The organism is Ruminococcus difficilis (genome assembly GCF_016680995.1).
Genome location: NZ_JAEQMG010000054.1, coordinates 1 through 11596 on the forward strand (window position 1 = coordinate 1; position 11596 = coordinate 11596).

Annotated in this window: 12 protein-coding genes and 1 pseudogene; 10 read left to right on the forward strand and 3 right to left on the reverse strand. The window is 40.5% G+C overall.

Annotation, left to right across the window (positions count from 1 at the left end):
• The 6 genes and pseudogenes from JKK62_RS06955 to JKK62_RS17965 all read left to right on the forward strand — a co-directional run.
• On the forward strand, nt 1–507 hold a 507-nt coding region (locus JKK62_RS06955; protein WP_201427293.1), incomplete at its 5' end, for a hypothetical protein.
• A 556-nt stretch (nt 508–1063) separates the two neighbouring features.
• The gene (locus JKK62_RS06960) at nt 1064–1774 is read left to right on the forward strand and encodes an ABC transporter ATP-binding protein (protein WP_243411781.1); all 711 of its coding nucleotides are present in this window, start codon (nt 1064–1066) and stop codon (nt 1772–1774) included.
• Nucleotides 1758–2768: an ABC transporter permease gene (locus tag JKK62_RS06965; protein WP_201427295.1), complete on the forward strand. Its 1011-nt coding sequence runs from the start codon at nt 1758–1760 to the stop codon at nt 2766–2768. The genes JKK62_RS06960 and JKK62_RS06965 overlap by 17 nt, the downstream gene beginning before the upstream one ends.
• A gap of 72 nt (nt 2769–2840) precedes the next feature.
• Nucleotides 2841–3710, forward strand: coding sequence for an antirestriction protein ArdA (locus JKK62_RS06970; protein WP_201427296.1), 870 nt, complete (start codon nt 2841–2843; stop codon nt 3708–3710).
• A 232-nt stretch (nt 3711–3942) separates the two neighbouring features.
• Nucleotides 3943–5265, forward strand: a pseudogene (locus JKK62_RS06975) (VirB4 family type IV secretion system protein); the annotation flags it as partial.
• A 33-nt stretch (nt 5266–5298) separates the two neighbouring features.
• Complete coding sequence (locus JKK62_RS17965) at nt 5299–5646, forward strand: cysteine-rich VLP domain-containing protein (RefSeq protein ID WP_201427301.1); 348 nt, start codon at nt 5299–5301, stop codon at nt 5644–5646.
• A gap of 58 nt (nt 5647–5704) precedes the next feature.
• Here the strand turns inward: JKK62_RS17965 and JKK62_RS17765 are convergent, their stop codons facing one another.
• Both JKK62_RS17765 and JKK62_RS06985 read right to left on the reverse strand, forming a co-directional pair.
• Nucleotides 5705–5830 (reverse strand): hypothetical protein, encoded by a 126-nt coding sequence (locus JKK62_RS17765; protein WP_279380608.1) that lies wholly within the window; start codon nt 5828–5830, stop codon nt 5705–5707.
• A gap of 171 nt (nt 5831–6001) precedes the next feature.
• Nucleotides 6002–6508: a GNAT family N-acetyltransferase gene (locus JKK62_RS06985; RefSeq protein WP_201427297.1), complete on the reverse strand. Its 507-nt coding sequence runs from the start codon at nt 6506–6508 to the stop codon at nt 6002–6004.
• Nucleotides 6509–6790: 282 nt separating this feature from the next.
• Here JKK62_RS06985 and JKK62_RS06990 point away from each other — a divergent pair, with 282 nt between their 5' ends.
• The 4 genes from JKK62_RS06990 to JKK62_RS07005 all read left to right on the forward strand — a co-directional run bounded on the left by JKK62_RS06990 (nt 6791) and on the right by JKK62_RS07005 (nt 10015).
• Nucleotides 6791–7153, forward strand: coding sequence for a TnpV protein (locus JKK62_RS06990; protein WP_201427298.1), 363 nt, complete (start codon nt 6791–6793; stop codon nt 7151–7153).
• A gap of 238 nt (nt 7154–7391) precedes the next feature.
• Nucleotides 7392–7970 (forward strand): helix-turn-helix domain-containing protein, encoded by a 579-nt coding sequence (locus JKK62_RS06995; protein ID WP_201427299.1) that lies wholly within the window; start codon nt 7392–7394, stop codon nt 7968–7970.
• A 505-nt stretch (nt 7971–8475) separates the two neighbouring features.
• Nucleotides 8476–9042, forward strand: a complete 567-nt coding sequence (locus tag JKK62_RS07000; RefSeq protein ID WP_366503148.1) for a PadR family transcriptional regulator — start codon at nt 8476–8478, stop codon at nt 9040–9042.
• Nucleotides 9035–10015, forward strand: coding sequence for an alpha/beta fold hydrolase (locus tag JKK62_RS07005; RefSeq protein ID WP_201427300.1), 981 nt, complete (start codon nt 9035–9037; stop codon nt 10013–10015). Before JKK62_RS07000 ends, JKK62_RS07005 begins: the two co-directional genes overlap by 8 nt.
• Nucleotides 10016–10195: 180 nt before the next feature.
• Here JKK62_RS07005 and JKK62_RS07010 read toward each other — a convergent pair.
• A partial coding sequence (locus JKK62_RS07010) for a MobA/MobL family protein (RefSeq protein ID WP_243411782.1) occupies nt 10196–11596 on the reverse strand: 1401 nt, incomplete at its 5' end.

Sequence of the window (11596 nt, forward strand, 5' to 3'; positions counted from 1 at the left end):
TATAATAACGAGGAATACCTGAGGGAAACCCTGCTTTCGGGACGCAGTTATTCTTCGTTCGAGCTGATAAGAGCAAGCATGATGAATGTGATCATCTTCTCTGCGTTTGGTCTTGTAGCCGTCGGCTCGGCGCTTGTGTTCACCTTTGTGCGGATGCTGTCCATAGAAACTGCCCAGAATTACGCGCGGCGTTTCGCTCAGATTCCCACTCCGTTTATTTCAATATCGGAGCTGGCGCAGATAAGCAGGGCGAATTCTCCGCTGGGACAGTCAAGCGGTATTACTCCCGAATGGGTTTATAAAAAAATCGTAAAATCAATTAAAGAGGGGTATCTGCGCGGCTGCTCCCCGGAAAAGCACGGCGGGGTGCTGAGAATTTCGCTCTCTAAGCAAATCGTCAAGGATCGCTGTCCCGGCTGCGGCGCGCCGATCGTGGGTGCAGTCACCGAAAACTACGCTTGTCATTATTGCGGAAGGGTGATTACCGGCGTGATCCGAAAACAGTAAAAAAGAATAAGATAGTCATTTAAAAAAAAGTGATAAATAAGCTGTTTTTGGTTCCGCGGTTAACACTCGCTCGGTAGTGTTACAGTCACTCTAAACGTCCGAGTATAATTTGACCGAAATGCTTGGTTTTCCAGCATTTATGAGGTAAAATTGTTGTACACTATATATGTACAATATACAGTATATTAATCACAAAACAATAATTTGAAATGATTGTTTTAATCTTTTTGAAGATCCAATGGAGATTATTAATCTTTTCTAAAAAACTACTGTCCACAATTAAGTAAAATCGCAAAGCTGGAATTCTTTAAAAAGTCAAATATAATGCGATAAATATAGTCTGATTGATTTCAGACAATCTCTTAACTTGCGGATAGTGCTATAAAAACAGTATATTTAGTTATATTATTTTCTTACAAACAAAATTTAGAAAAAATTCATGGGAGTTTGGTTTTTCTCATAATGACTTATTAAAAAAATGGAAAATTTGGCGGCTTCCGTTTTTGATTAGTTTTACCAGTGCCGCACCGGTAAGTTGATTAATATGAATATAAATTTGTCAAATGTAAAAAAAAGTTTTAAAAAACAAACTGTGTTAGATAATGTTAACCTGAATGTTGAATCTGGCACAATAATGTGTTTGTTGGGACCATCAGGTTCGGGAAAAACAACACTTATAAGAATAATTATAGGTGCATTGAAAGCTGATGAAGGAACAATAAAGATCGGAGAATATGGTATCCCTGGTTTTGAGCCTTTAAAGCATATTGGTTTTATGCCACAAAATGATGGTGTGTATAATGATATGTCTGCGATGGATAATTTGAAATTTTATGGTCAGCTCCATAGAATAAAAAAACGTGAACTGAATGAACGGGTTGAAAAAACATTAAAACTTGTAGAGCTATGGGACGAGCGAAATAAACTTGTGACAAATTATTCAGGTGGAATGAAAAAAAGACTGTCTCTTGCAATTGCCCTTCTTCACGAACCTGAAGTGCTTCTGCTTGATGAACCAACTGTAGGTATAGATCCGTTATTAAGACGTTCTATCTGGGATGAATTTCACAAGCTTAAGATATCCGGAAAAACGATTATAGTTTCAACGCATGTTATGGACGAAGTAAAAGAATGCGATAATGCTGCATTTCTTTATTATGGTCAGATAATAAAAAATGATACTGTTGACAATATTCTTGAAAGCTTTTCAGGTAATATCGAAGAAATATTTTTAAAATGGAGAACAAATAATGAAAACAATTGTTGAGAAAATATGTAAGCAAATGAAGAACGATCGACGTTCTTTAGCTATGATATTTGTTATTCCTTTAGTAATTATAACATTTTTGTATATTCTATTAGGAGATAATAACGCAGAAGTAAGAGTAACACTTGTCGGAGCAAGCAATGAAATTGTTGATTTCTATGAAAGTGCTGACAGGATTAGTTCAGTTGAATGTGTAGATGACATAGATGAAGAAGAATCTCTTACTAAAGAATCTACGGATGCAGTTATTAATTTTACAACTAATGAAGTTCATCTTTTGGAAGATAATTCAGTATATTTTCAAATTGTTGAAGAGTCTATTACAAATCTATACAAGGATATTATGAAGACTCCGCCTATGAAGATAAAGTATATCTATGGCGATAATCTTTCTACAAATTTTGAAAAACTAAGTTATGTGTTATTGGGAATCATTTGCTTTTTTCTTGTTTTTCTTATTTCTGGGATTTCTTTTGTACGAGAAAGAACAGGCGGAACATTGGAACGTTTTATGCTTACACCAGTAAGACGAAGTACAGTTGTTACAGGTTATACTGTAGGCTTTGGGATTTTTGGAATGCTACAAGCGATAATAATACTATTATTTGTTAGGTATGTGCTAGGTGTTGAGTTTAAAGGTAATGTAATTTTTGCAATATTAATAATGATTCTTCTTGCGTTTTCTGCTGTTTCTATAGGCGAATTTGTATCAATATTTGCTAATTCTGAATTTCAGTTAATTCAATTCATACCATTAATCATAATACCACAGGTATTTTTCTCGGGAGTATTGCCTATCGAAGGACTTCCAGCGCATATTGATAAACTTGCATATTGTATGCCAATCTATTATGGTTGTACTGGGCTAAAAAAAATACTTATAGATGGTTTAGGGTTTACTGCAACGCTTCCCTATATAAGTGCATTACTATTATTTGTGATAGTATTCTATGTCCTAAACGTTTTGATTTTACGAAAATACAGAGCAATTTAAGAAATTACTTATTAGGGCTTGCATCAGTTCTACTCAGGACTGAAGCACGAGGGTTTTGTCAATCTGAAAGATATGATCAATCTGACCTTCAATATTCATAGATACGCACTTCTTACCGATGTGAGTTCACCTGCATCGATAGGTAGGAAATATATCCTTTCTACGCAAGGCTGTATTCCGGCTGATGATTCTGATGACAAGATGTACGAGAACATTGGTAAACAGCTGATCGAAGAAGGAAAGTTCAAGTTAACCGAATACGGCATTCTGGTTGTGAATGACACACCGTTCGAAAAAGTCTATGACGGACTGAATTTTCCTGAGTATCACTATTATGACAGTTTTCTTGCTGTGGATTTAGAGCATGAAGGGAAAAAGGAATTCGTTGCCATTGCCGAGGATCCCGAGAGCTTGAATACTGCAGCCGAGAGGCTGGGAGTAGAAAGCCCTGAGGATTGTGATGTAACCATCAATTCGTACCATGTAGACATGGAGCCGATTATTCCTGCCTTTCAGCAGATCCTTGAGGTAGAAGGTGTCATAAAGCTTTCACAACTGGCATCAGAGTTAGCCAATGAAAAGATGGATTGGGCTAAGCTTCGTGCTGTTGCTGATTACTCAGAAGTCCGTTCCGCAAAAAACCTCAATATTATTGCCGATCGGCTTGATGAGTTTGTTTATATTCCGAAAGCTAACGATGAAGATGACGTTGGCCGTTACTATGTAAATGATTACAAGGACGGCAACGTCTATTCCTTATGTATCGACATGGAGGAATACTTTGACTTTCAGGCATTCGGCGAGTACATGATGGAAGAGTATCATGGTAAGTTCATCGAAGACGGTTATGTGTGCGTTTCTGACTACGGATGCGGCGAGTTTCTTGATGAACTGGAAGATGAGCCCGAGTATGATCAGGGAGAAGGAGTGATCATGACTTGATCAACGCAGTAATCATGGGGCATAACTTCACTTTAGTTGAAACACTGCCCCGAAACAATGTAGATATTCAAAAGGATCTCTGGAAGATGGGACTCAGGACAACCCCTGATAAAATCTTCCTTTCAGATGACGAAGACAATGATGTTCAGGTGAAAAGCTACTCAGATAACGATATTGGCAGACATTTGTGCCTTATGTTTGATGAGAACGACACTCTGACACAGCTCAATGCCTTATGCTACGGCAGAAAGAAGGATTCCTGTCTGTGTCTCCGATCGGATCCAATCATTTCGGCGCCTTATATGAGCGCGTTTTACCCGCAAGCTCGGTTGCAAATCTGTATCCGTTTATCTTCTCAGGCAAGACCGATCCCGATGGCTTGTATATCGGACGAGATAAATTCGGCACCAATATCCTTGTGGATTTTGACCGCAGGGCAGAGGATAAGACCACTTCGAATGTTTTGATCCTCGGCAACTCCGGTCAGGGCAAATCCTATCTTCTTAAGCTGATCCTTACGAACATCCGAGAGTCGGGCAAGAAGATTATCGTACTGGATCCCGAGTCGGAGTATGAGGAGTTATGCGAAGCACTCGGCGGTACCTATATCGATTTTATGTCAGGCGAGAGCATCATCAATCCGCTGGAGCCGAAGGCATGGTCTGACGGCACAGGCGACATAGATATAGGAACACCGGAAGCCTTTAAGCTGGTGACACAGCTGTCCCAGCACATCGCTTTTCTCAAGGACTTCTTCAGAAGCTATAAGGATTTCTCCGATCAGGAGATCGACACCATTGAGATCCTGCTCCAGAAGTTATACAGGCGATATGGCATCGATGACGGTACAGATCTGTCAGTCAAACAGGCAGATGAGTATCCGACAACGTCTGACTTCTATGAGTTGTGTCAGAAGGAGTATGACATCTACGATTCCGAGGTACGAAACATCTACACCCTGGAGACTCTCCAAAATATCTGCCTCGGCATTAACTCGATGTGTGTCGGCGCAGAGTCCAAGTATTTCAACGGACATACGAACATCCAGGATTCCAATTTCCTTGTGTTCGGTGTAAAGGGTTTGCTTGAAACGAACAAGCGCCTAAAAGACACTATGCTGTTCAATATCCTGTCCTTTATGAGCAACCAGCTTCTCGGCGAAGGTCACACGGCTGCATCTATTGATGAGCTGTACTTGTTCCTTACCAACATGACCGCAATCGAATATATCCGCAACGCTATGAAGCGTGTGCGTAAGAAAGAATCCTCGATCATTCTGAAGTCCCAGAACATCGAGGACTTTTTGATTCCCTCTATTCGTGAGTTTACAAAGCCGTTGTTCTCCATCCCCACGCACCAGTTCCTGTTTAATGCCGGACAGATCAATCCCAAGGAGTATATGGACGCTCTGATGGTTGAACCGTCAGAATTCGAATTGATCAAGTATCCCGAACGAGGTACTTGCCTTTATCGGTGCGGTAATGAAAGATATCTCCTTCAGGTAATCGCGCCTGATTACAAAGCGGCGATGTTCGGTAAGGCCGGAGAAAGATAATGATCGACAAAGGCGGTAGGGTTGATCCAAGAAATGAACTTACAGCAATACCGTCAAGTAAAAAAGATGATCAAACGCTTCTGCGCCAATTATCAGGACGGATACTGCCTGCCACTTGACGACGGTGAACCATGCGTATGTGTACAGAGCATTTCATTCCATATATGCTGCAACTATTTCAGAAAAGCAGTTTTGCCAAACAGTCCTTCCCTTGAAGCTCAGTTATTAAACCAAGACATGATCTTTTATTGTATGGATTGCAATAAACCGTTTATTCCCACATCAAAACGGAATAATCAGAAATATTGTGCCGAGTGTGCGAAAAGAAGGCATCGAAGGTCGGCTGCGGAAAGTCTCGCAAGAGCGAGGCGGAAATGTTGACGAAGTTAGCCTCTAAATCCCACTGTTCAAGCCATTATTTCGAGCAGCACTCGAGGGGTTAAGGTAGTGATACCTTTTCCCTCGGTGTTGCGATTGTTGGGTTTTCCGATACATCATGCGAAAAACCGTTCATAACCATCCATAACACTTTATTCAAGCCATTTTCGATTTTGCCGTTTTCCATATGTCTTTATAAGTGTTTATAAATGCTGCACCGTTTGGCGTAAGTTTTGGCGTAAATGGCGTAAGGTATTATATATTATATAGAAATGAGAGAAATATCGTAGCTTGCGATTCGTTTCAAGGCATAAAAAACAGGCAACCTTTTCCATTGGCTGCCTGTTATCGGTTAAAGCTATAAATCAGAATTTTGAACAGGAAAAGTATACATTATTTCCCGAAGATCTTTTCCACCGATATTATCAGTCATGTATTCATTAGAACACCAAAAACCATTTTTTTCATAGAACCTTCTTGCACTCCAATTATCCTCTAAAACCCACAGCAAAAGTTTCGTAAATCCAAGCAAGTTTAATACTTCTATACATTTTCTCAAAAGATGATTACCATAGCCTTTACCTATATAATCAGGCAGAAAATAGATTGAAACGATCTCTCCATATTCGCTGAACTTTTCCCATCTGGATTTGCAGAAACTTGCAGTTCCGATTATCATTTCATTCTCTATTAATACAAGTGTATAAAGTCCTGTTTTGGTAACGGTGTTTGCCCAGCGACCTTTGGGTATGCTGTTGAGATAATCTTGCGGAATAATGTCTCTATATGCGTATTTCCAACTGCATTCATATATATTGCTTATTTCAAGGAGATCATCCTCTTGTTGTAAATATCGTATTATCATTTTCAGCCTACTTTCTAAATTCCGATTTGAATTTGAAATAATCTATGGCTATTATAGCATATCATAGGTTGTTAGTAAAGTCCTCCAAAAGCCTGATAAACAGTGGATTTATCGCAGTTTGCTCACCTTATGCGGACATATGATTTCACATTTTATTATATCGTTCCCGACAGCTCGCAAGGGCAAAGATGAGGGAAAGAAAAACTGATAACAGATTATAACAAAATGTGGCAATCGGGGAGCTGTGATATATGTGCGAATATTTTTTTGGAGGATTCTATAATGAAACACAATTTTGAAATCAGCTATACACAACAGGGCGATTATTTATTACCCGACCTTAAACTACCCGAACAGCCAAAGGTTGAAATCGGCGTTTGGGGCAAGCGGCATTTACGCTACATCAAGCAGCACCACAAAATCCGCTATACCAATCTGCTGACGAGCTGCAAGCTCACCGCCTACCTTGCCGACATTAACGAGCAGGCAGAGGATATGTTCTTTCGGTTAGTAAAACAACTCGCCGAAAAGGAAGGTATAACCGAACAACTCAAAGCGGAAAACCAAATGCTGTGGGTTGCAAGGATGAACAATATCCGCAACCGAGCAACAGAGATTGTCAACGCAGAATTGATTTATAGCTGATAAGTATAGCCGCAGGGAGGAATAATACTCAGCCCTGCGGCTGAAACATTGTCAAGCGCTTGTGATTATGGTATAATTACGTTATTACCATCATCTTAACAAAAAATCACTTGTTTTAGGAGATTATCAAGACCCGACACACGTGTCTACCGCATAAAAACGGCATTTTCTCACTTTATGTCGTGTTCAAAAGCTGCGGTTTGAGTTATGATTTGTGTCAGGAAAGGAGAATAACCGTATGGATCAAAAAAGAATCGGCTCATTCTTACGGGAGCTGAGAACAGAAAAAGGCTTGACGCAGGAACAGCTCGCCGAAAAACTGAACGTTTCGGGCAGGACTGTGTCACGCTGGGAAAACGGCAACAATATGCCCGACTTATCAATCATTGTTGAGCTTGCAGATTTTTACGACATTGATATACGCGAGCTTCTTAACGGAGAAAGGAAAAGTGAGGAAATGAACGAAGATTTAAAAGAAACAACTTTAAAAATGGCAGACTATGCAGAAGCAGAAAAGCAATTACTGACTAAAAGATTATGCATATCCAGTTTAATTGGATTGCTTTCACTTTTAACTGCATTGGTGTTTGTCGGACTAAAATTTGAGCAAATAAATCCTTTGCTTGAATGTATAGAATATACATGCTTTGGTCTTGCTGTTGGAGCATTGATTACAGGTATATTCTTTTCCACAGGTGTGCTCGCTAAGATTAGAAACAATCCGGGAGGAAGAAGATTTGCTAAATCAATCAGTATAATTGCCGCTGTAATAGTAGTTATATGTGTCATTATTTGCGCTGTTTTATCAATTAAATAACAAGTAATAAAGATACGAATAATATACTAATCCTATTGAAAACAAAGCTAAAATGCGATATAATAGCTGTACAAAAAAGTTTATCCAACACGGCTAAATCCTCTCGCTGTTATCAACGCTGATAACAAAATGATAACAAGAGGGGATATAGGCAGGAGAATATGGATATATCAAATAATCAAAAGAACCACAGATAGTACAGATAATAATACCTACACGGAATTGTTTAGGTGCTATCGAATGGGAGTAACTAACAGTTTAATACATATTATTTGCAGTAGCAGGCAGTGTAGTGGCTGTCTGCTATTATTCTTATTGTCCGTAACCAAACAGCTCAAAGCCGACAACCAAATGCTGTGGGTGCAACGAAGATTGTAAATGCAGAGTTGATTTACACCTGATCAGCACAGCCGCCAAGCTGGATATTTCCTGCTTGGCGGTTTTTTCTATTGACATATGCGACGGACGATATTATAATTATGTTACTATTAGTAATATCGGAGGGGTGGATACGGACTATATTATTCTTGGTTTGCTGATACTAAGCAACAGGACAATTTATCAATTGAGAAGCCGGATTGATAAAGGGCTGAATATTATGTACAGCAGCAGCACAGGGAGTATACAAGCGGCTATTAAAAAACTCCTTAATAACGGATACATTGATTACCGTGATATTCAGGATAATGGAAAGAAAAAAAAAGAATACTATATTACCGACGCCGGCAGACAGGAATTTAACACCTGGATTAACAGCCCCATTGATTCTGCGGGGATAAAGTGTCCCGAACTATCGAAAATTTATTTTATGGGCTTTTCAAAACAGAAAAAACGTTTTGAAAATACTCAGGAGTACATTACCGAATTAAAGAATAAATATGATTCATTGAAGATGATTTGCGATGAATCAGAATTATTTATGCACTCAAACAATTACGATAATTTAGATAAAGAAGCGAAAGATATTATTTTTTTTCAGCTTGCAACCGCACGCTTTGGGCGTGATTTAATGTCTTTTGCAATCAAGTGGTACGAACAATTTCTAATTGAAATGAGGAAATCTGATGAATAGACAAAGAAAAGCAATCATAGAAGCAAACAAAGTATCAACTGTTGAAGAGTTCATTTTGGGCGGTTATCCGCAGAAGGTGCTGATAGAAGGAAAAACGAAAGATCTTCCGGTAGTGATTACGCTGCACGGCGGTCCGGGTTCGCCGATTCCGTTCTGCGTCGGCGCAAGAGGCTTGTTTCCCGAATTTACGGATAAATGTATTCTTGTGTCTTGGGATCAATACGGCTGCGGTATCAATAATGCAAAGCTGTCCGACGATATATCTATTAATGACTTTGTAAATATGACCATTGAGTTAATTAAGAAAATCAAAAAAAGATTCCCTCAAAATGCTGTTTGGCTTTTGGGAATGTCTTGGGGATCGGTTTTATCTGCAATGGTTGCACAAAGGTCTCCTGAATTGATTGATGGGGTGATTACATACGGTCAGGTGCTCTATCAGCTGATGCAAAGTCAAGAAACAATAGACGCGCTGATGAAATCCAAAGCGCCCGAAAAAATAAAAGCCGAAATCAAAGCCGCCGTCAATTCCAAATCAACCGATAAAAAGACGGTAATGAAGCTGAGCGCCGCAATAAAAAAATATACATACGGCTACAACAATCCAAACGAGCCCAAAGCCGAGGTGGGTAAAATTATACGCGGTATTTTGACAAGTCCCGATTACAAATTCAAAGATTTTAAAGCAATTGTAATGAACGGTTATATGAAAAACACAAGTCTTATTACGGAGTTGTCAGAGCTTGATTTGCGCGAAACGCTTAAAAACGTGTCTGTCCCGTATCACATCATACAGGGAGAAACAGATATTGTAACTTGCACAAACAGTATTGTATCCTTCGTTGAAGAATCTGATAATCCTTATCTTACTTGCAAAGTCATACCCAACAGCGCACATATCCCTGGTGTGAACGGAATGCAGGCTGTGTTTGAAGAGATACGCAAATTGAATATTAAAGGAAATAATGTATAAACATTTAAACTCACCTGTAACGCAAAAAATCTTATGCTAATGATATTACCCTAATAATCAAGTTTTGCTCCTTAGAGAGCGCATAAACAGTACCTTTTGAAGTCTAAAAGCGTGACATATCATCAATAAAAAATTTAGCCGACGGAGCTTTGAATAGAAAACTCCGTCGGCTTTGTCGTGCTATCTTTCGATGTCTTGGGAACGGCGGTTGCGGTTGCGGCGCTGTTTGCTCTCCGCTTGAAGCTGTTTGAGCCTGTTTCTCACGCTCTGCTTTTCGGGCGGTGGGGATTGCCTGTCAGGGGCTTGGTTGGATTTCACCTTGCGTTCCCATTCGGACAGGTCACGGCGGTATTGCTCGACAATCTCGGTTGCTTTTTTGAAAGCGGCTATAAATACCTGTGTATCAGGATAGCCGTCGCCTTGTAATATCGTCGGGATTGCGTCCAGCTTGGCGGCAATGGTTTTCTCCGTCTGCTGAATCTTCTGCTCTAATGCCTTGCGCTCCTTGCCCTTGAACAAACCTTTTATTTCGGCAAGTTGCGCTTGCAGCTTTGGTAGCTCCACGTCTTGCAGTCGGCGAATCGCCGCCGCTTCGTCCTGCAACTTTATCATCAGCTTTTGCATAACACGGTATTCGTCCATATCAATGCTCAGCACAGGCTTGGGTGTCAACTGCTGTGTGCGGATCATATCCCGCAACAGCTCCTTCGCCTTACCGACAATCGAGCGGAACAGCTTTGGCAGCCAACCGTTTTGTTTAATGGATTCACTTGTTCTCTCTTGAATCTCCTCCTTTTTCACGGCGAGGATTTTGACTTCCTCAATACCCGACACCAGCGCCAAATCAGCGGTGCGGTTCCATTCCTGCCTTGCGGCGTTATCAGCTTCAATCTCCGCCGCCCTCGGATTGTTCTTGCCTATTTTCTTGGTTGGTAGATAGACGCTTTCGCCGTCAAACACCTTTAGCTTGTGTTCTGGATTGTCAACGCCCTTGTTTATGAGGTCAGTGTAAAATGCCTTGACCTCCTGCAAGAACGGCTCGCCCTTGAATTGTTTGTCCTTGAAGGTGAATAAATGCTGTTCGTAAACCTCACCCTTTTTGATAATCGTGCAGCCCTTGCGGAGCTTGCCGCTTTCGTCCACAATCTCTTTCTTGGTACGGACACGCTTGCCCTGTTCGTTGTAAAAGAGATTGCGTGAAGCGGTTTTGATTTCGGGTTGCTCCAATAACCGGCGCTCGCTAAATATCAGGTGAATGTGGTAGTTGGTCTTGCGCTTGTTGTGATGAAGCGCCGAGACGCACTCCACATTGTACCGCTTGCGGAATTCGTCCGTAAAGCTCTCCAACACTTGCTGAGGATTTAGCCTTGTATATTCTTCGGGAAGCGCAATAATCAGCTCCCTCGCTTCAATGCACTTTCCCTCAACATTACTGCGCTTGAACTCAATTTGCGCCTCTTTGGCAAGGGCAGACCAAAACGCCGAATCGGCGGTTTGATAGGTGGCGTAAAGATTCTCCTGCCGTGCGTGGCTGGTGATATAGTTGATTCTTCCTTTGACATTAGACAGCTTCGACATTTG

Coding starts and splice junctions, on each gene's coding strand:
- JKK62_RS07005 (WP_201427300.1), top strand. CDS start 9,035: ATGAATAGACAAAGAAAAGCAATCATAGAAGCAAACAAAGTATCAACT.
- JKK62_RS06970 (WP_201427296.1), top strand. CDS start 2,841: ATGATCAATCTGACCTTCAATATTCATAGATACGCACTTCTTACCGAT.
- JKK62_RS06990 (WP_201427298.1), top strand. CDS start 6,791: ATGAAACACAATTTTGAAATCAGCTATACACAACAGGGCGATTATTTA.
- JKK62_RS17965 (WP_201427301.1), top strand. CDS start 5,299: ATGAACTTACAGCAATACCGTCAAGTAAAAAAGATGATCAAACGCTTC.
- JKK62_RS06995 (WP_201427299.1), top strand. CDS start 7,392: ATGGATCAAAAAAGAATCGGCTCATTCTTACGGGAGCTGAGAACAGAA.
- JKK62_RS06965 (WP_201427295.1), top strand. CDS start 1,758: ATGAAAACAATTGTTGAGAAAATATGTAAGCAAATGAAGAACGATCGA.
- JKK62_RS17765 (WP_279380608.1), bottom strand. CDS start 5,830: ATGGAAAACGGCAAAATCGAAAATGGCTTGAATAAAGTGTTATGGATG.
- JKK62_RS06985 (WP_201427297.1), bottom strand. CDS start 6,508: ATGATAATACGATATTTACAACAAGAGGATGATCTCCTTGAAATAAGC.